The sequence below is a fragment of the Nocardia brasiliensis genome (assembly GCF_011801125.1).
GTDB lineage: Bacteria > Actinomycetota > Actinomycetes > Mycobacteriales > Mycobacteriaceae > Nocardia > Nocardia brasiliensis_C.
The window spans coordinates 6,475,395-6,494,520 of sequence record NZ_CP046171.1; the positions used below are offsets into that span (position 1 = coordinate 6,475,395).

At 69.6% G+C, this 19,126-nt stretch carries 19 protein-coding genes and 1 pseudogene; 7 read left to right on the top strand and 13 right to left on the bottom strand.

Translation table 11 applies throughout. From position 1 onward, the window contains the following. Positions 1 to 2: 2 nt before the first annotated feature. From F5X71_RS37860 to F5X71_RS29435, 7 genes and pseudogenes are all read right to left on the bottom strand, one after another. On the bottom strand, positions 3 to 194 hold the full coding sequence (locus F5X71_RS37860) for a hypothetical protein (RefSeq protein ID WP_428981411.1): 192 nt from the start codon (positions 192 to 194) through the stop codon (positions 3 to 5). Next, positions 115 to 342: pseudogene (locus F5X71_RS29410) on the bottom strand (GTP-binding protein); the annotation flags it as partial. The gene F5X71_RS37860 and the pseudogene F5X71_RS29410, both read right to left, overlap by 80 nt. Beyond that, the gene (locus tag F5X71_RS29415) at positions 343 to 1,266 is read right to left on the bottom strand and encodes a hydroxymethylglutaryl-CoA lyase (protein WP_167464924.1); all 924 of its coding nucleotides are present in this window, start codon (positions 1,264 to 1,266) and stop codon (positions 343 to 345) included. Beyond that, the gene (locus tag F5X71_RS29420) at positions 1,263 to 1,421 is read right to left on the bottom strand and encodes a hypothetical protein (protein ID WP_167464925.1); all 159 of its coding nucleotides are present in this window, start codon (positions 1,419 to 1,421) and stop codon (positions 1,263 to 1,265) included. The genes F5X71_RS29415 and F5X71_RS29420 overlap by 4 nt, the downstream gene beginning before the upstream one ends. Then, positions 1,418 to 2,638, bottom strand: a complete 1,221-nt coding sequence (locus tag F5X71_RS29425) for a CaiB/BaiF CoA transferase family protein (RefSeq protein ID WP_167464926.1) — start codon at positions 2,636 to 2,638, stop codon at positions 1,418 to 1,420. The genes F5X71_RS29420 and F5X71_RS29425 overlap by 4 nt, the downstream gene beginning before the upstream one ends. A gap of 81 nt (positions 2,639 to 2,719) precedes the next feature. Then, the gene (locus tag F5X71_RS29430; protein ID WP_167464927.1) at positions 2,720 to 3,649 is read right to left on the bottom strand and encodes a TauD/TfdA dioxygenase family protein; all 930 of its coding nucleotides are present in this window, start codon (positions 3,647 to 3,649) and stop codon (positions 2,720 to 2,722) included. A gap of 142 nt (positions 3,650 to 3,791) precedes the next feature. Beyond that, entirely contained in the window at positions 3,792 to 4,562 is a 771-nt protein-coding gene (locus F5X71_RS29435; protein WP_167464928.1) for a deoxyribonuclease IV, read from the bottom strand. 131 nt (positions 4,563 to 4,693) lie between these two features. On the opposite strand from F5X71_RS29435, the gene F5X71_RS29440 reads away from it, so the two are divergent. Genes F5X71_RS29440 through F5X71_RS29450 form a run of 3 tightly spaced genes read left to right on the top strand, consistent with a single transcriptional unit; the run spans position 4,694 to position 9,476 of the window. Continuing rightward, the gene (locus F5X71_RS29440) at positions 4,694 to 6,085 is read left to right on the top strand and encodes a serine/threonine-protein kinase (protein ID WP_167464929.1); all 1,392 of its coding nucleotides are present in this window, start codon (positions 4,694 to 4,696) and stop codon (positions 6,083 to 6,085) included. Beyond that, positions 6,069 to 7,850, top strand: a complete 1,782-nt coding sequence (locus tag F5X71_RS29445; protein ID WP_167464930.1) for a serine/threonine-protein kinase — start codon at positions 6,069 to 6,071, stop codon at positions 7,848 to 7,850. The genes F5X71_RS29440 and F5X71_RS29445 overlap by 17 nt, the downstream gene beginning before the upstream one ends. Before the next feature lie 3 nt (positions 7,851 to 7,853). Then, the gene (locus tag F5X71_RS29450) at positions 7,854 to 9,476 is read left to right on the top strand and encodes a serine/threonine-protein kinase (protein WP_167464931.1); all 1,623 of its coding nucleotides are present in this window, start codon (positions 7,854 to 7,856) and stop codon (positions 9,474 to 9,476) included. Here the strand turns inward: F5X71_RS29450 and F5X71_RS29455 are convergent. Together F5X71_RS29455 and F5X71_RS29460 are read right to left on the bottom strand one after the other, a co-directional pair. Further along, positions 9,442 to 10,320 carry a GNAT family N-acetyltransferase gene (locus F5X71_RS29455; protein ID WP_167464932.1) on the bottom strand — a complete coding sequence of 293 codons (879 nt, stop codon included), beginning with the start codon at positions 10,318 to 10,320 and terminating at the stop codon, positions 9,442 to 9,444. The two genes, F5X71_RS29450 and F5X71_RS29455, sit on opposite strands and share 35 nt — an antisense overlap. A 118-nt stretch (positions 10,321 to 10,438) precedes the next feature. Further along, complete coding sequence (locus F5X71_RS29460; protein ID WP_238815539.1) at positions 10,439 to 10,675, bottom strand: hypothetical protein; 237 nt, start codon at positions 10,673 to 10,675, stop codon at positions 10,439 to 10,441. Between the two features lie 373 nt (positions 10,676 to 11,048). Between F5X71_RS29460 and F5X71_RS29465 the strand changes: the two genes are divergently transcribed. Then, a complete protein-coding gene (locus tag F5X71_RS29465; RefSeq protein WP_167464933.1) occupies positions 11,049 to 11,579 on the top strand; it encodes a hypothetical protein in 531 nt (176 codons plus the stop codon). 56 nt (positions 11,580 to 11,635) lie between these two features. Here the strand turns inward: F5X71_RS29465 and F5X71_RS29470 are convergent, their stop codons facing one another. Both F5X71_RS29470 and F5X71_RS29475 read right to left on the bottom strand, forming a co-directional pair. Then, positions 11,636 to 12,760, bottom strand: coding sequence for an acyl-CoA dehydrogenase family protein (locus F5X71_RS29470; RefSeq protein WP_167464934.1), 1,125 nt, complete (start codon positions 12,758 to 12,760; stop codon positions 11,636 to 11,638). Between the two features lie 9 nt (positions 12,761 to 12,769). Further along, positions 12,770 to 13,942: an acyl-CoA dehydrogenase family protein gene (locus F5X71_RS29475; protein WP_167464935.1), complete on the bottom strand. Its 1,173-nt coding sequence runs from the start codon at positions 13,940 to 13,942 to the stop codon at positions 12,770 to 12,772. A 241-nt stretch (positions 13,943 to 14,183) separates the two neighbouring features. Here F5X71_RS29475 and F5X71_RS29480 point away from each other — a divergent pair, with 241 nt between their 5' ends. Next, the gene (locus tag F5X71_RS29480; RefSeq protein ID WP_167464936.1) at positions 14,184 to 15,071 is read left to right on the top strand and encodes a hypothetical protein; all 888 of its coding nucleotides are present in this window, start codon (positions 14,184 to 14,186) and stop codon (positions 15,069 to 15,071) included. Positions 15,072 to 15,083: 12 nt separating this feature from the next. Here F5X71_RS29480 and F5X71_RS29485 read toward each other — a convergent pair whose 3' ends face one another. Then, entirely contained in the window at positions 15,084 to 16,226 is a 1,143-nt protein-coding gene (locus tag F5X71_RS29485; protein ID WP_167464937.1) for an epoxide hydrolase family protein, read from the bottom strand. A 90-nt stretch (positions 16,227 to 16,316) separates the two neighbouring features. Between F5X71_RS29485 and F5X71_RS29490 the strand changes: the two genes are divergently transcribed. Beyond that, positions 16,317 to 17,285 (top strand): helix-turn-helix transcriptional regulator, encoded by a 969-nt coding sequence (locus F5X71_RS29490; RefSeq protein WP_167464938.1) that lies wholly within the window; start codon positions 16,317 to 16,319, stop codon positions 17,283 to 17,285. A 38-nt stretch (positions 17,286 to 17,323) separates the two neighbouring features. Here F5X71_RS29490 and F5X71_RS29495 read toward each other — a convergent pair whose 3' ends face one another. Beyond that, positions 17,324 to 18,223 carry an SMP-30/gluconolactonase/LRE family protein gene (locus tag F5X71_RS29495; protein WP_238815540.1) on the bottom strand — a complete coding sequence of 300 codons (900 nt, stop codon included), beginning with the start codon at positions 18,221 to 18,223 and terminating at the stop codon, positions 17,324 to 17,326. A gap of 144 nt (positions 18,224 to 18,367) precedes the next feature. Here F5X71_RS29495 and F5X71_RS29500 point away from each other — a divergent pair, with 144 nt between their 5' ends. Next, on the top strand, positions 18,368 to 19,093 hold the full coding sequence (locus F5X71_RS29500; protein WP_167464939.1) for an alpha/beta hydrolase: 726 nt from the start codon (positions 18,368 to 18,370) through the stop codon (positions 19,091 to 19,093). Positions 19,094 to 19,126: the final 33 nt, after the last annotated feature.

A 19,126-nucleotide genomic window follows, 5' to 3' on the forward strand; every position in this document is an offset into this window, starting at 1 on the left:
ACCTATCCGACGGTCAGCACGGTGCCCGCGCCGACGGTGCGGCCACCCTCACGGATCGCGAAGCCGAGGCCGGGCTCCAGCGGAACCGGGCGGCCAATGCGGACGGTCAACTCGACCGTGCAGCGCCCGTAGGCCCGACACCCGGACGACCGGCACCCGCGCGCCCGGATACCCCTGGGCCGTGAGCAGCTCACGGACCTCCAGCTCGATCAGGTCGAGCAGTTCGGGGTCACCCGCGTCGGCCTTGTTGAGGGCGACGACCACGTGTTCGACGCCGACCTGGCGGGCCAGCAGCACGTGCTCGGCGGTCTGCGGCAGCACGCCGCATTTTCCGGCCGCGACCTACCCGGCCTGCGGGATGACCCAGGCGAACGCCTCGGCCTTGGAACGCGCTCCTTCCGCGGTCCGCGAGCGATTCGGCTCGCCGAGTTCGGCCAAGACGCCCTCGGCCAGCTCGACCAGCCCCGCGAGCGTGGCAGGGGTGAACCAGTCGGGACGGGTGGCGAAAAGGATGTCCTCGGTGGAGGTATTGCCGCTCGCGCCGGGCGCGAACGGGCAGCCGCCGAGCCCGCCGAGCGAGCCGTCGACCATCGTCGCGCCCGCGCCCACCGCGGCCAACGTGTTCGCGACGCCCATCCCCCAGGTGTCGTGGCCGTGGAAGACGATGCGGCGCCGCGGTGTTCGCGTGCGCACCGCGGTGATCAACGCGGCCACCTCGGCCGGGCCTGCCTGCCCGAGCGTATCGGCGATCACGATGTCGGCCGCGCCCGCCGTGCGCGGATCGGCGGCGATCGCGAGCACCCGCTCCGGATCGACCGGTCCGTCGAACGGGCAGGTGAAGCTGGTCGCCAGGCACAGCTGGATCGAGCCGCCGACCGACTCGGCCAGGCGCACCGCGTCGGGCATGGCCGCGACACTGTCCTCGGTGGTGCGGCCGATATTGGCCTTGTTGTGCGCGTCCGACACCGAGAAGCAGTACTGGAAGTTGCGCACCCCCGCCGCGGCCGCCTGCTCCACGTGCCGAGGCGTGGCCACCCACACCCAACAGCGTTGCAGCTCTTGCGGAGTCAGCGCGGCCACCAGCTCCATGGTGTTGGCCATCGGCGGCACCAGATCGGGTCGCGCCATGGAACCGATCTCCAGTTCCGGCACGCCGAGCGCGAGCAGCCGCCGCACCACCTCCACCTTGCGCCGCACCGGCAGCACTTTGCCGGTGAGCTGTAAGCCGTCGCGCAGCGTCACGTCGCGCAGTACCGCGGCGCTCATCGCTCGTCGCGTTCCTGCCGCGGCGCGCACATCACGCCGCCCCAAGGCTTTTCGTGCACACCCGCGGGATTCGGGTGCACCGTCGGCCGGGTGAATCCCGGCGAACGCAGATCACCGGGACCACGACCCGGCGGACGCCTGCGACCCTTCCTCATGAGGCCTCCAACGCGTCGATCTCGGCCTCGCTCATGCCGAGCAGCCCGGACAGCACCTCGCGGGTGTGCTCGCCCAGGTCGGGACCGACATTGCGGATGGGCAGGGACTGTTCGCCGATCACCGGAACGATACCGGTGAACCCGACCGTCTTCGGTTCCGGCGCACCGACATCCACCGAGAACGGTTGAATCATGTTGCGAGCCTTGTACTGTTCGTCGGCGACGATATCCGCCGCGGTGTAGATCGGGCCGCACGGAATGCCCGCGGCCTCCAGCAATTTCAGTGCGTCGGCGCGGGTGTGCCTGGCGGTCCATTCGGCGATCGCGGTGTCCAGACGTTCGTGGTTGCGCCAGCGCCCGGCGTTGTCCTGCAGTTCCGGGTCGGCGGCCAGGTCGGGCCTGCCGATCACCTGCATGTAGCGCTGGAAGATGGCGTCGCCGTTGCCGCCGATGATGATGCTGACGCCGTCGCCGCACGGGTAGGCGTTGCTCGGCGCGATGCCCTCCACCAGGCCGCCGACCCGCTCCCGCTGGATGCCGTAGGCCAGGTAGTCCGGCACCAGCGACTCCATCATCGACAGGATCGTCTCGTTCAGCGCGACGTCGATGATCCGCTCCCGCAACGGAATCGGGTCCGCGTCCGCGGGCACCCGCTCGCGCTGGAACAGCGCCATCACCGTGCCGAACGCGGCGTACACCCCGGCGATCGAATCACCGATGGACACCCCGGTGCGCACCGGCGGCCGGTCCGGTTCACCCATCAGCTCGCGTAATCCGCCGACCGCCTCGGCCACGGCGGCGAATCCAGGACGGGACGCGTGCGGGCCGGTCTGCCCGTAGCCGGAGATCCGGGTGATCACCAGATTCGCATTGATGCGATCGAGCACCTCCGGCCCGAGTCCCCACTTCTCCAGCATGCCGGGCCGGAAGTTCTCCAGCAGCACATCGGACTCGCGGAGCAGATCCAGCACCACGCCGCGACCGGCCTCGGTGCGCAGATCCAGCGTGATCGACTTCTTGTTCCGGTTCACCGTGCGGTACAGCATCGAGGTGTCGCCGCCGTAGAGCCGCCAGTTGCGCAGCTCGTCCCCGGCCTTGGGCCGCTCCACCTTGATCACCTCGGCGCCGAAGTCACCGAGGATCCGCCCGGCGGTCGGCGCGGCAATGTAATTGCCCAGCTCCAGGACGCGAACCCCATCCAACGGCCGAATACTCATCGCACCAGTATGAAGGTCCCCTACGACACCGCTCAGCCCGCCGTACTCGCGTCCGTTCCCCGGTAGGGGTCCGTCGCGGGCTCAGGAGGCGAGGCGGGTCGGCCGGTCGATGACCGAGTAGTGCTCGGCGTTGCCCGCGATGATCTTGCTCGGCGTGCCGTCGACCGCCACCGGAATGTCACCGGCGAGGGTGATGCGGGTGAGTTTGCGCGGCTGGTCGTCGTAGTCGTCGATCGCGTAGTGCTGGGTGGCGCGGTTGTCCCAGATCGCGACATCGCCGGGAGCCCAGTTCCAGCGGGTGGTGTGCTCGAGGCGGGTGACCCGATCCTGGAACAGCCGCAACAGCGCCTGCGATTCGCCGGTGGACAGCCCCACGAAATGCTTCACGAAATGCCCGAGCAGCAGGGCCCGTTCACCGGTCTCCGGGTGCACCCGGACCACCGGATGCTCGGTCTCGTAGTAGCTGGACTCGAATTCGGCGCGGTAAGCCTGCGTATTCGGCCGCGGCGGTTCGGCGCTGCGGGCCGCGTAGTCGTAGACGTTCGTGTGCACCGCGCGCAGGCTCTCCGCGAGCCGCCGCAGCGGTTCCGGCAGCGACTCGTAGGCCGCCACCGTGGAGGCCCACGTCGTCGATCCGCCGTAGCTCGGCAGGTGCACCGCCCGCAGGATCGAGGCCTTCGGGATGCGGTCGACGAACGTCACATCGGTGTGCCAGCTGTTGGCCCGCCCGTGCTCGGAATCGATCGCCAGACTCTTGACGCCGTGCGAGGTGACCGTGGGGTGCGGCGTGGTCGGGCTGCCGAGCAGTCGCGCGAACTCGTACTGCCCGTCCTCGTCCAGGTGCCGCTGTTCACGAAAGAAGATCACCTTGTGCTCGACCAGCGCGCGCCGGATCACCGCGACGGTCGGCGCGTCCACCTCACCGCCGAGCCGAACATTGTCGACCCGCGCACCGATATGCGCGCCGAGCCGTGTCACCACGGCGGTGGAATGAGCAGCCGCGATCACCATCGAAATCACCTACATCCTCGAGACCGAACCAACGCTCCCGAGCACACCACCCACCCCCGGCCCCAACCACCCTTTCCGTCGCCCTGATCCCAACCGACCCCCCGAAACGCCCCTCCCCCAACCACTCTCCCCGCGGCGGGCGCTACCCCACGTGCTCGCGGAGGTACGCCAGATCCTCGGCGACACCGTCGGCCGGGGTCTCCAGGATTATCGGGGCATCGGCGGTTTTGCAGACCTCGGCGAGCAGTTGCGGGTCGATGGTGCCGTCGGCGAAGTTGGCGTGGCGGTCGGCGCCGGAGTTGAACTCGTCGCGGGAGGAATTCAGGTGCACCAGGTCGATGCGGCCGGTGATCGCCCTGATGCGCTCGACGATGCCGACGAGGTCTTCACCGCCCGCCCAGGCGTGACAGGTGTCGAGGCAGAAGCCCGCGCCGTAATCGCCCACCGCGTCCCACAATCGGGCGATCGAGTCGAAATGCCGTGCCATGGCGTGATTACCGCCCGCGGTGTTCTCGATCAGGATCGGCACGGCGAAGCCGCCCTTGTCCTGCTGCCGCTCGAACAGCTTGCGCCAGTTGTCGATACCGGTGTCCAGCTCGGCGTCGGAGCGCACGTGCCCGCCGTGCACGACCAGACCGATGGCGCCGAGTTCGGCGGCGGCCTTGGCCTGCTGGGCGACGGCGTTGCGCGACGGCATCCGCAGCCGGTTGTTCAGGCTGGCCACATTGATCTGATAGGACGAGTGCACCACCACGTCGATCGGGCTCGCCACGATCTCTTCGGTGCGTGGGTGTGGCGTCGGCTTGTCCCAGCTCTGCGGATCGACGACGAACAACTGGATGACATCGGCGCCGAGCTTCTCGCCGAAGCCGATCGGGTCGCTGCCGAGCCGGACGTGTGCTCCAATGCGCATAGGGGCCAGCTTAACGACCACTACCGACAGCATTCCGTGGATGCGCGGGCCCGCTCTGTTGCATCGTTGAGGTCCTGCGAGATACATCCGTAGTATCCGCGCGCTCGACCCGATCAGGGGGGTGAACACCCGTGTTGCAGACTGGCGACGTCTTCGCCGGCTATGTCATCGGACGCGTCCTCGGCCAGGGCGGTATGGGGACCGTGTACCTGGCGCGGCATCCGCGGCTACCTCGGCTGACCGCGCTCAAGCTCTTGCGGCGTGAGCTGTACACCGAGCTGGAGATCCGGCGGCGGTTCGAGCGCGAGGCCGACCTCGCGGCCGGGCTCGACCATGCGAACATCGTCACGGTCTTCGATCGCGGCGTCGAGGATCGGCAGCTGTGGATCTCGATGCAGTACGTGCCGGGCGCGGACGCCTCGTGCGCGGACGTGAACGTGCTCGCGCCGGAACGCGCCGTGCAGATCATCACCGACACCGCCGACGCCCTGGATTTCGCGCACGCCCATCAGGTACTGCACCGCGACGTGAAACCGGCCAACATCCTGCTGGCCAAGGCGCCGATCGGCAGGCCGGAGCGGGTGCTGCTGACCGACTTCGGGATCGCGGGCATCCGGGGCAGCGACACCACGCTCGGCTCCTCGGGTTCGATCACCGCGACACTGGCGTTCGGTGCGCCGGAACAGCTGATCGGCAGGCCGCTCGACGACCGCGCCGATCAGTATTCGCTCGCGTGCACGCTGTTCTGGATGCTGACCGGCTCGCCGCCCTATCCCGGCGCCAACCCGGCCGCGGTGGTGAACAGTCACCTCTACGCACCGGTGCCGGTGTTGAGCCGGACGTTCCCCGGTCTGCCGCGCGCCCTGGACCAGGTGCTCGGCCGCGCCCTCGCCAAGCACCCCGCCGACCGCTTCCCGAGCTGCGCGGAGTTCGCCGCCGCGGCCAGGCATGCCCTCACCGACGCCGCCTCCCGCCCACACCTGATCCACCCGCGCCGCGCGCACCCGGTGGCTCCGACCCGGACCATGCCACCGCATCCCCAGCCCGGTCCGGCACCGCAGGGTGGCGAGCCGACGCACCCGGCGGCCGACGCGCAGGCACCGCACCGGAACGATCCCGGCGACCCGGCGCGATCCGCGACTCCGGATACGCCGCGCGCCGCGCAACCACATCCGGCACGTCCCGCGAGACCCTTTCCACCGCAGGCGTTTCCACCGCCGCGACGGCCGGTCCGGCGCGGCATGATCGAGCTGCCCGACCTGCCGCGCCGACCCGGATCGGCGAGTCGGGACCAGGCTCCGCCACCGGACCCACAACCCCCGCCGATAGCTGCTCGCTATCGAATGTCGCTGCCGCCGACCGGCTTTCGCCGCGCGGCCGACGGTCCTGCGGCAACTGCTATGGTTTCGATGTTTTCCGTGGTCCGGCCCGTGCCTGATCGCGCGTACTTATGCTGTACGCCTGTTCGCCGGTGGGTCCCGGCGCGCGGCGGGAAGTGGAGCAGACATGCTGGCCAGCGGTGACGTCTTCGCCGGCTATGTCATCGATCGGCAACTGGGTCGCGGTGGCATGGGTTCGGTCTACCTGGCGAAGCACCCTCGGCTACCGCGAATGACCGCGTTGAAGCTGCTGAACCGGGAGATGTTCTTCGACAAGGAGGTGCGGGCGCGGTTCGAACGGGAGGCGGACCTGGTCGCCCAGCTCGATCACCCGAACATCGTCACGGTGTACGACCGCGGCATCGAGGACGAGCAGCTGTGGATCTCGATGCAGTTCATCGACGGCATCGACGCCGCCTCGGTGCAGCCGCAGGCGCTGCCGCCCCAGCGCGCCGTGCAGATCATCAAGGAAACCGCCGACGCGCTGGACTACGCGCACGGCATCGGCGTGCTGCACCGTGACGTGAAGCCGGCGAACATCCTGCTGGCCCGCTCCGGCGGTGGCCGCGGCGAGCGCGTCTACCTCACCGACTTCGGTATCGCCCGGTTCCGCGACGACACCGGCCATCTCACCCAGACCGGCACCTTCACCGCGACGCTGGCCTACGCCTCACCCGAACAGCTCACCGGAGCGTCGCTGGATCACCGCTCCGATCAGTATTCGCTGGCGTGCTCGCTGTTCTGGTTGTTCACCGGTTCCGGTCCGTTCGCGGCGACCAATCCGGCGGCCGTCATCCAGGGTCACCTGCAGGGCACCGCACCCGCCCTGAGCACCCATCGGCAGGGTCTGCCGTTCGCCCTGGACAGCGTGCTGGCCAAGGCGATGGCGAAGCGCCCGGAGGACCGGTTCGCCACCTGCGCTGATTTCGCGGCCGCCGCCAAGCAGGCGCTCAACGCACCGAGTATGCCGTCCATGCCGCTGGCCGGCGGGCCACGCCCGTATACCGGTCCGCCGATCCCGACCACCGGCCCGCGCCCGACCACGGGACCGCGGCCGACCACCGGAGCGCCGATCCAGAGTCCGCCATACCAGCACGCCCGGGTCCCACCGACGAGCGGACCGAATAACCTTGCGGGCCAGGGTTTCCCGACACCACCGCCGACCGCGGTGGCGGCGCAGCCGCACAGCACCGGGCCCGCCGCGCAACCGAGCGCGCCGTACCAGGGACCGCAGTCGGCTTACCACTTCACCCCGCCGTCCGGGCCGCCGCTCGGCATCGCCGGGCACGGGCCCGCAGGCCCGCCGCGCAAGAAGTCCAACGCCGGGTTGATCATCGGGATCAGCGTGGGTGCGGTGGTGCTGCTCCTGGTGGTGCTCGCCATCATCGGCGCGGTCACCGACGACGGCACGTCCGCGGACCCCACACCGACCAGCACACCGAAATCCGCCACCGTCGTCGATGCCAAGGCGGAGTCGATCAGCGCCGAATTCCCGCGCATGGTGCCCGCGTCCAAGACCGAGGAGGTCGGCTACAACGGTGCGAAATGCTGGGAGACCGACACCAGTTACGTCCCCTCGCCCGGCGCGGGCGACCCGGACTTCGGCGCGTGGGCCTGGCAGTGGCGCTGCTACGGCGGCGGCGGCAATTCCGATCCGCTCTATCGCATCTACGTCTACAAGTCCGCGGCCGACGCGCAGGCGGTGATCTCCAAGCTGCCGTCCAACACCAAGTCGACCGACTCCAACGGCGGGCAGTCCTACACCAACTACAAGTTCGAATCCAGCGGTCCCAAGATCGTCACCGCCTTCACCGGCGACCCCGATCGCACCCAGTACCTGATGTTCACCGACGGATCCGGTTCCCTCGACGAGGTCTTGCGCTGGTGGCGCTCGGCGCCGCTGAACTGAGCCATGCTACGTCCCGGAGAAGTATTCGCCGGGTACACCATCGAACGCCTGCTCGGCCGGGGCGGCATGGGATCGGTGTACCTGGCGCGGCACCCCCGCCTACCGCGATCGACGGCGATGAAGCTGTTGCACCCGGAGGTGTTCCACGACAAGGAGATCCGGACCCGCTTCGAGCGGGAGGCGGATCTGGTCGCCCGGCTCGATCATCCGAACATCGTGACCGTCTTCGATCGCGGGGTCGAGGACGAGCAGCTGTGGATCTCGATGCGCTACATCGACGGCACCGACGCCGCCGCGGTGGACGCGGCGACCATGGCGCCGCAGCGCGCGGTGTGGATCGTCGCCGAGACCGCCAAGGCGCTCGACTTCGCGCACAGTCGCGGCGTGCTGCATCGAGATGTGAAGCCCGCCAACATCTTGCTGGAGCACACCGGCGACGCGCAGGACCGCGTGTTCCTCACCGATTTCGGCATCGCGCGGTTGCGTGACGACACCGGGCGGCTCACGCAAACCGGAACCTTCACCGCCACACTGGCTTACGCGGCGCCCGAACAGCTCGCCGGCGCGCCGCTCGATCACCGCGCTGACCAGTATTCGCTGGCCTGCACGCTGTTTCGACTGCTGACCGGCACGGTGCCGTTCGACGCCACCAATCCGGTCGCGGTGATCCAGGGGCATCTGCACGCGCCGCCACCGCCGGTCAGCCGGTTCCGTCCCGACCTGCCACAGGCACTGGACGCGGTGCTCGCTCGCGCACTGGCCAAGCGCGCCGCGGACCGCTTCGGCTCGTGCGCCGAGTTCGCCGCCGCCGCTCGCCGTGCGCTCACCCCACCCGTACCGAACCTGCCTCCGCCACAAGCATTCTCGCCGCCACCGCAGCCACCCGTACCCGCCCCGCCGCGGCAGCCGCTCGGCGAGCACGGCGCCGTCCCTGCGGCACCGCGACGCTCGCGCGCGCTCGGGGCGGGCATCGGCGCACTGCTCGCGCTCGGCCTGCTGGCCACGATCACCGTGGTCGCCCTCCGCGACGACGGCTCCGCCACCACCGCCACCCCCACCTCGACGCACCCGGTAGAGCCCACCGCGCCGACGAAGCCGCCTGCCGTGCCCCCGCCGGGCACCACCACCGCGCCGAGCACGCCCGACCGCGCGCAGATCGGCGCGTACGCCGCCACACTCAGCGACGCGTTCCCCGGCATGCTGCCCAAGACCAGCGCCGATCAACTCGTGCACGCCGGGTCCGGCTACAACAAGGCGGGCTGCTTCGCATCCGACCCCAGCGCCGAGCCCGCGGACGACGAGGATCCCTCGCTGGGCGCCTGGCTGGTGCAGTGGCGTTGCTTCGGCGGCCCGAACAAGGCGATCTTCTCCTTCTTCCTGTACGCCTCGCCCGCCGATGTCCGTGCCGCGCTCGACGGGCTACCCGAGCACGAGCGCGCCACGGCGGTCAACCACGGCCGCGAATACACCAATTACACGCTGCGCCACAGCGGCGGTCAGCGGCAGCGCATGGTCACCGAGTTCGGCGCGGACCCGCGATGGGATTCGATGCTGATGTACTGCACCGGTTTCATCGCCACCGACGCCGAATTCATGGACTGGTGGACCCGTGCGCCGTTGAGCTGAGCTCACCGGACCGATCGAAGCTGTGGTGCACGAACTCATGGGTCGGATGGAAGCCGATCGCCTGATAGATCTTGCCCGCGGTGCGGTTTGCGACATCGGCGAACAGGCAGACATCGAGTCCGTCGGCGTGCAGGTCGTGCGCGAGGCCTGCGGTGACCGCACTCGCGTAGCCGCGGCCGCGGTGCGCGGGCGGGGTGTACACCAGGCCGATGCGCGACCAGTTGTAGACCGGGAGCTGGTGGGCGGCAAAGCTTACCGGTTGCCCGTCGCGCTCCCAGAACCAGAGCTGACCGGCCGTGACGCGGCGCCGGATGGTCTCGGACTCGGCGGGCTGCCAGGGGATCCCGGCGTCGGCGTACATCGCCTCGGACCATTCCATGCACAGCTCGGCATCGGATTCCGTGGCCCGGCGCAAAGCTCCCGGCACGTCGGGCACCCGCAGCGCCCCGAGCCGATAGAGCCGGGTGCGGTAGGTCTGATGGAAGCCGATGTCGAAACGCGCGCACCAGCGTTCGGCGAAATCGGTCGCGTCGGCGACAAGTCCCTCCACGCCCGCGGCTTCCGGCTCGAGCTCGGCCAGCGCGTCGGCCACCTCGCCCGCGCTCCGCTCGGGCAGCTCGCCCAGGTATACGTCGCGATCCTGGACCCGCATGGCCACCCCGGCCACGGTGTCGTCGTCGGCGTGTAAGGAAAGGAATCTCGGCTTGGCCGAGCCGGCCGCGATACCGGCGATGTGGCTCGCGACGCTCGACGTGACCACGGTGTGCCGCAAGGGATCACGGAGCAGGAACGATTCGGTGCGCGCGCGGAACTCGGCCGCGTCCGTGGTGATCTCGATCCGCATAGATCACCACGGTAGGCGCCTAACGCGTTGGGCGCCCGCCTTTTTCGGTGACCAGCAGGTTACCGCCGAGCGTCCGGCCTGCCGGTCGCCCGGCCTGTGCGGCGCCGCGGCTCGGGTTTCAGTCGTTTTCGGCCGCGACCGGCCGCGCGGGCGCGGATTCGGGGTCGCCGCCATCGGCACGGAGTTTGAGCAGGACCAGCCCTGCGGTGCACGCGAGAATCAATCCGGCGACGGTGATTTCGACGTGTAGGCCGGCGATGCCGAGAACCGCCCCGACAAGTCCGCCGACGAAGATGAACCAGGCGACCACCCGCGAAACGATCGTGGACAGCGAGCGCGCTGGCTTGTCCGACACGAGATGCCGCGGAGTTGCCGACACCGCATTCTCGGCGGTTGCGGACGACTCCCGCTGCGACGTTGTCGAGTAAGCTCCCATCATCTACTCCTCGATGACGCCGATCAGAGAACCAATGCCGCGTTCATCACACAACGCTTCTCTCATCTGGGTACAGGCGTCTCACGCGTAACTTTGCTCACACGCTACGACCACAACGGGCCACAACACAGCGACACGTGCCCTCGACACGCCGAAGTGACCATTTCGATATCTGAATGAGGACCGTTTGAACGCGCCGCCCCGGCGCGTCGTCAGCGACCGCTTCGCCTGGCCGGGCCGTGCCCGCTCGAGTAAGGTGAGGCCCACTCGAACCGCATCAGGAGTGTCACCGATGGAGCGCAGCAGGACCAAGATCGCAGGTCCGGCGATTGCCGTAGGAGCGGTTTCTCTCGGACTCGTGCTCATCGGCGCCTGCGGAGTCGGCAAGCAGGACACCTACGTCGCGCCGCCCCCGCTGCGCTCGGACCCCGACGCCGTCGCACCCGCGGCGCGCCACGAGGGCCCGAGCGTGACCGCGCCGAAGATCTCGATCCCACCCTCACCGACCTGGCAGATCGCGCCGTACCAGGCCCCGCACGCGACGCCGTTCACCGGTTTCGCCACCACGACCAGCGGCGAACCGACCCCGGAGGATCCGAGCCACCCCGCACGGGAGGGCGCGTCGAGCACCAGCTCGTCCGAGGAACCGTCAGCCACCGAAACCCCGACCACCCGCCCGACCCGGCCTGCCACCACGACCACCCCGTGGCCGAGCACGACGACCGAGGAGCCGGAGCCGACGACCATCCGGCCGCGCCCGACCCGCAACCCGGCCGCCGACCAGTCACCCGACGAATCCACCGGCCTGACCGACGACGAGTGAGCCGGTGACCAGGCGGGCCGTGCGGTGATGCGTGGATCACGCACCACCGCACGGTTTTACAGCTCTGGCTGGGAGTACTCGCCGACCTTGTCGCTCAGCAGCCGCAGGTGCTCGAGCGCGCCGCCGAGCGTGCGTTCGATCGCGGTCAGCCGCGCCACGTAGTGGCCGACCGGGTATTCCGCGGTGACGCCGATGCCGCCGTGCATCTGGATGGCTTCCTGACCGATGTGCCGCGCCGAGCGGCTGACCTGCAGCCGCGCCCGCGAGGCGACGTGCGGATCGCTCTGTCCGTCGGCCAGCGCCGCGGTGGCGTAAAGGCTGATGCTGCGGGCCAGCTCCAGCGAGACGTACATGTTGGCGGCCCGCTGGGTGAGCGTCTGGAACTTCGACAGCGTGACCCCGAACTGCTTGCGCTGCTTCAGATAATCGGTCGTGAGCCGCAGCGCCTCCTCCATCGCGCCCACCGATTCCGCGCACAGGCTCGCCTGCGCCGCGACGGTGACGGCCGAGATCGCGGCACCCGCGTCACCCCCGCCGAGCAGTTCGGCGGGCGCCTGCGCGAACTCGATCTGCGCGCCGCGTTGGCCGTCGACCGTGCGGTAGGGCTTGCGGGTCACCCCGGCCGCGCCGGCCGCGACCAGGAACAGGGCGGTCTCGCCGCTCGGCAGCAGCGCGCTGACCACCAGCTCGTCCGCGCTGTCCCCGTGCGCGACGGGGTTCTTGACGCCGGTCAGGGTGTACGAATCACCCTGTGCCGCAGCCGAGGTGGTGAGTTCGGCGGATGGCCAGCGCACACCGGGCTCGGCGTGGGCGAAGGCGAGCAGCTTGTTGCCCGCGGCGACCTCGGGCAGCAGCCGTCGGCGCTGTTCGGTGCTGCCCGCGAGGGTGATCAGACCGCCTGGCACCAGCACGGCGTCCAGGATCGGCTCCGGTGCGAGCCTGCGGCCCACCTCCTCCAGCACGACCATGGTCTCCACCGGACCGGCGCCGACGCCGCCGTCCTCCTCGGCGAAACTCAGTCCGAGCACGCCGAGTTCGGCCAGCTGGCGCCAGACCTCGCGGCTCCAGCCGAGTTCGGTATCGGTGACCTTGAGCCTGGTCTCCGGGTCGTAGCTGCGGGCGAGCAGTTCGCGCACGGTGTCGCGCAGCATGCCCTGTTCATCGGTGAGATCGAAATCCATGTCGGCGCCTCACAATCCGAGGATCGTGGAGGCGATGATGGTGCGCTGCACCTCGCTGGAGCCTCCGTAGATGGTGGTCTTGCGGTAGTTCAGGTAGCCGGGGCCGCTGCGTTGCGCCCAAGCGGGCGAGGCGATCTCGTCCGCGTCGACCGGCAGCGCGTCCGGGCCCGCGATGTCGAGCAGCAGTTCGGTAGCCGCCTGCTGCAGCTCCGAGCCGCGCAGCTTCAACACCGACGACGCCGGATTCGGCTTGCCCTCCGACGAATTCGAGACCACGCGCAGCTGAGTGAGCTCCAGCGCGAGCAGCTCGTTCTCCAGCTCGGCGACCCTGGCCGCGAACAGCGGATCCTCCAGCAAGGTCCCACTGCCCGTCTTGGTCTGCGCCGCATACTCTTTCGCCACACCGATCTTCACCTTGGTGCGGCCGACACCGGTGATGCCGGTGCGCTCGTTGCCGAGCAGGAACTTGGCGTAGGTCCAGCCCATGTTCTCCTCGCCGACCAGCTGATCGGCCGGGACACGGACGTTTTCGAAGAACACCTCGTTCACCTCGTAGCCGCCGTCGATCAGCTTGATCGGACGGATGGTGACACCGGGTGATTTCACATCGAAGAGCAGGAACGAGATGCCCGCCTGCTTCTTCGGGGCGTTCGGATCGGTCCGGACCAGGCAGAAGATCCAGTCGGCGTACTGCGCGAGCGTGGTCCAGATCTTCTGGCCGTTGACGATGTAGGAATCGCCGTCCCGCACCGCGGTGGTGCGCAGCGAGGCCAGGTCGGAACCGGCGTCGGGTTCGGAGAAGCCTTGGCACCACCAGATGTCGAGTGCCGCGGTGGCGGGCAGGAACCGCTGCTTGAGTTCCTCGGAGCCGAAGTGCGCGATCACCGGGCCGACCATCTGAGCATTGAAGGTCAGCGGGTCCGGCACCGAGGCGAGCTGCATCTCGTCCTGCCAGAGGTGGCGCTGCATCGGGGTCCAGTCCTTGCCACCCCATTCGACCGGCCAGTTCGGCACCGCGAGACCGTGGTCGTTGAGGATCTTGTGCGAGCGCACGATGTCGCCGCGGGACAGCTCGCGTCCGTACTTGAACCGTTCGCGGATATCGGCGGGAATCTCGGTGCGGTAGAAGTTTCGCAGTTCGTCGCGGAAGGCGACCTCATCTGGGGACAGGCTTATTTTCATACGCAGCTCCGTCTGTGTCTCGTACGTCCGAGTCCAAACTACCCCTCGGTAATACTCGACTGTCAGGTGGATCACAGGCCTCGGACACGCTCGGCCACCTCCGGCTTTGCCGCCAACCCGTTACGCCCGCCGCTACCACGGCCGAGAAACAGTGGCACTACCTGGGCGGTATTTCCGACGAACTGGTACGTTGCTGCACGTGGGTTGGGGAACCCTGAGCCTTGGGGATCGAGGAGAACGAGTGAACGGCAGGACCATCGCACGCGCCGCAGCGGCTGTGACCACGCTCGGCATCGGCGCCGCGCTCACCGTCGGCGGCCCGGCCGCCGCCGAACCCGAACCGACGCCACTCGATGCCGGACTCACCCACCTCACCGAGACCGCGGGCCCCGATCCGACCGTGCAGGCCGGCGTCGGCGCGATCACCCAGTACACCAAGCTCGTGGACGTGGCCGCGCTGCGCCACATCACCAGCGCGTTCACTCCCTTCGCCTATGCCGCACCGACTTTCGGCTGCGGCAGCCTCGGCCCGATCACCACGATCATCGCGGCGGGCAGCACCGACAGCGGCGACGGCCAGGACCTCAACGTCGCGCCGGGCGCCCTGCGCTTCAGCGCCACCCCAGCGCACTCGGGCATTCCGCTGGCCTCCGGCCTCGTCGTGGCCTGGGTGAACATCAACAACGGCGCCAGCGGCATCGATCCGCTCGACGACCTGACCGAGTACGGCCTGCCGTCGCTGTCCAAGACCGTGCACAGCGGTCCCGGCACGGTCATCGCCTCGATGTGGGGCATCATCGACTACCCCGGCGCGCACTGCGTGATGACGCCGACCGTCGGCACCTTCGTGGTGCCGGACCAGCCCGCGAGCCAACCGGCCCGCCCGGCCGACACGGACACCCCCGGCGTGGTCGCGCCGGGCCCGAACGGCACCGTGTTCGGTCCCGCGCCCGAGCCCGAGCCGACCACGGTGCAGCGGCCCGCCCCCGCGCCGCTGCCCGCGGCTCCGGCGCCCGAACCCGCGCCCGCGCCCGCGCCGGCCCCCGCGCCCGCCGCGCCGACCACGCACGCGACGCCGCCCGGCACCGCGGTGCACGGTGAGTTCAGCAAGCCCGAACCGGCCAACTGACCCACCGCGCCCTCAGCGCACCTTCGCGAAGAAGACGCGGATGTCGGCCACGTGCATGTCCGGAAGTTCCATCGCGACAAAGTGATTGCCGGTGTTGCCCGTCGGCCAGTGCACGATGTCGTTGTCCCGCTCGGCAAGTCGCCGCATCAGTGCCGACCCGCCGCCGTAGACGCCGGTCGGCACCGCCCGCTGCCCCTTCGGCCACGCGAATCCGTGCTCGCCGAGGCCGTTGTACATCGGCCAGGACGAGGTGGCCGCGGTGTTGGTGAACCAGTAGAGGCTGACGTTGGTCAGCAGGTGATCGCGCTCGATGACGTCCTCCACCCGGTCGGCCAGCGGGGTGAACTCGGTGAACTTGTGCATCAGCCAGGCCAGCAATCCGACCGGTGAATCGGTCCACGCGTGCGCGAAGGTCTGCGGCGCGGCATGCAGCAGCACGTGGTGATTCACCCCGGTCATCCACTGCTGCATCAGATCCCACTCGGCCCGCTCGTCGGGTGTCATGGTCGGCACGTCCGCCGCGCTCGGCATGCCGATGCCACCGTCGAGGTGCACGCCGATCACCCGCTCCGGTGCCGCGATGGCAAGTTCAGGGGCGACATACGCGCCGAGGTCGCCACCCTGCGCCCCGAATCGCGCATAGCCGAGCCGATCCATCAGCACCAGCCACATCCGCGCCACCCGCCGCGGCGTCATGCCGATGCGCGCGGGCGGGGAAGAGAAGGCGAAGCCGGGCACCGACGGCACGACGACGTGGAACGCCTGCGCCGGATCGAGGCCGTGCCCGCGCGGATCGGCGAGCATACCGATGGTCTTGCTGAATTCGACGAACGAATTGGGCCAGCCGTGGGTCAGGATCAGCGGCACCGCGTGTGGCTCCGGCGAGCGCACATGAACAAAATGCACATCGAGACCGTCGATCTCGGTGACGAACTGCGGGAACTCGTTCAACGCCGCTTCCTGTGCGCGCCAGTCGAATTCGGTACGCCAGTATTCGGCGAGCGCCCGTAGGTAGTCGACGGGCACGCCGCGCGCCCAGTCCGTGCCCGGCAGCTGCGCCGACCAGCGGGCGCGGCCGAGCCGATCGTGCAGGTCGTCGAGGTCGGCCTGCGGGATCTCGATGCGAAACGGGCGGACGGCGATGTCGTCGGTCATGGGGCGCTCCTTGTTGTCGTGTGAACCGAGGACAACCGTAGAAGTCATATAGGACCGATCATGTCCTAGTTATCTGGAATCCTGAAGGCTATGAACGACACTCCGGCCCGACTGCTTCGCCTGCTGTCGCTGCTGCAAACCCCGCGCGAATGGCCGGGCAGCGAACTCGCCGAACGGCTCGGCGTCACCGATCGCACGGTGCGCCGCGATATCGACCGGCTGCGCGAACTCGGCTACCCGGTCGCGGCGACGATGGGCGCGACAGGGGGTTATCGCCTGGTCGCGGGCGCGGCCCTGCCGCCGTTGCTCATCGAGGACGACGAGGCGGTGGCCATCGCGGTGGGGCTGCGGGCCGCGGCCGGTTACGCGGTCGCGGGCATCGAGGAGGCCTCGGTGCGCGCGCTGACCAAGCTGGAGCAGGTGCTGCCCGCGAAGCTGCGCCGTCGCGTGCGGGTGCTCGGCACCGCGCTCGCCGCACCGGCGGACGCGGGCCCTGCGGTCGATCCGGAGGTGCTGACCGCGTTGGCTGCGGCCGTGACCAACCGGGAGCGAGTGCGTTTCACCTATCGCGACGGCGCGGACCGGGAAACCCGCAGGCACGCCGAACCGGTCGGACTGGCACCGTCGCGGCACCGCTGGTACCTCGTCGGATACGACCTCGATCGCGACGATTGGCGCGTCTACCGGGTCGACCGCATCGCGAACCCGCTGGCCACCGCCGTCCGCTACTCCCCGAGGGAGCTACCCGCCGCCGATCCCGCGGCGTACCTGGCGGGCCGCCGCACCGACTGGGGCACACCGACTTTCCGCCTGTCGGTCACGGTGCACGCGCCCGCGCGACAGGTCACGGGCAGGCTCGGCGACGAACCCGGTGAGGTGGTGGCCCTGGACGAGCACCGTTGCCGACTCGACGCGCTGCGCGACGATTCCCCGCAGTGGCTGGCGCACCGCTTGATCACGCTCGGCGTCGACTTCGAGGTGCACGGCCCACCGGAGCTGGCCGAACAGCTGCGCGCCGCCGCGGGGCGCATCAACCGAGCGGTCGGCACACGTTCCTGACCGATGACGAATCCCGCTCTTACACAACGACTTCTGACTCAGTCGGGCAGGTGGATGCGCAGCACCGCGCCGCGCTCGGTGCCCGCGATCAGCTCGCCGGGCGTGCCGGGGATGGCGGTCACCGAGGTCAGGGGCTCACCGCTGAGCACAGCGCAGATGGCGCCGGTGCTCGGCACGACCCGGACCAGTTGGCCGCCGAGGGTGGTCACCAGCAGGCTGCCGTCCCGGTCGATCAGCAGATCGTCCACAAAATCCGGGATGGCGGGCAGCGGCGAGGACAGATCGGCGACGACCGACGAGTCGGCCGGGGCGTCGATCGGCACCCGCTGAATGCGGCCGAGCGGCCCGCCGTTCGAGGTCACGTACAGCGTGCGGTCGTGCACGACGACGCCGTTGGCACTCGTCTTCGGGGCCTGTTCGGTCCATGCGGTGTCGATGCTGCCGTCCGGCCGGATGCGGATCACGCCCGACATCGACGCGCCGACATACAGGTAGCCCTGCGCGTCGAAGGCCGCGCCGTTCGGCATCGTGGTCAGACCCGAGACGAACACCTCCGGCTTCGGCGCCGCGGCCGTGGGATCGAAGCGCACCAGACCGCCGGGCCGGACCACGCTGGTCGGGCTGTCGCCGTAGACGACGTAGAGCAGGCCGTCGGGCCCGCTGCGCACGGCACCGGGGAACTCCACCGGTACGGTCGCGGTCAGCGCGCCGGTGTGGTCGTAGCGCTGCACCACGTTGCGGTACGGCCGCGAGACCCACAGGTTGCCCGCCGCGTCGTACCCGACGTTCTCCGACCAGTCGAGCATCGGCAGCCCGGCGGGCACCGCGGTCACGGCCGCGGCGGACGCGCACGCGGCGATCGGGTTCGCCGCGGCATCGGTGTCGGCGGCGGCGACGGGCATGCCACAGGCCATCGCGACCAGCACGGCGGGCCACAACAGCGCACCTGAACGACGTAGTTTTCGCAACGAGCACCTCGGTTCTGTCCGCACCGACACAGCAATCGGCAGGCAGTCTAGCCCGCTCTCGGCCGATACCCCATGAACTCCGCTGGGCAGCACGATCTTTGGCAAGATCGACATATGCCCTTTTTCGACGGCGATCGTGGCCGGATGCACTATCGGCGGTGGCCGGTCGGCGCGAGTGTCGCCACCGCGTTACTGCTCCCAGGAATGGGCCAGCACAGCGGTCACTACCACCGCTTCGCCCGCTCCCTCACCGCCGCCCGCATCGACCTGTGGGCGCTCGACACCGCCGGGCACGGGCTCAGCGAAGGCGATCCGCACGCGCCGGGCACCCTGACCGAGTTGGTCGCCGACGCGGTGCGACTGTTCGAGCTCGCACGCGCGGCCACCCCGGCCGGGCCGATGCTGCTGATGGGACATTCGCTCGGCGCGGTGACCGCGCTCGGCATGCTCGGCGCCGCGGTGCCGGATGCCGGTGACGCGACACCGAACTGGACCGTGGTCGAGCGCGCGCTGCCGCTGCGCCCCGCCGTGCCGCTGGACGCGCTGAGCGGCCTTGTGCTGTCCGGAACGCCGAAGCGGGCGCTCGGGGGCGGACGTCCCGGCGCGGTGGGAACCCCACTGCCGCGCACACTTCCGATTCTCGCGGTGCACGGCGAGGAGGATCGGCGGGCGCCGATTGATGCCGTAAGGGTATGGACTGCACGCCATGAGTCGGTAGATTTACGGGCGTACGCCGACGCTGGGCACGATCTCCTGCACGAACCGGTGCACGCGCGGGTCGCCGCCGACATCGCGGACTGGATGCGGGGAGTTGTCGCGGGGTTGGTGCGACGCCCGTGAACCGAGCACGCTCATGAGATGAGGAAGGGGGAC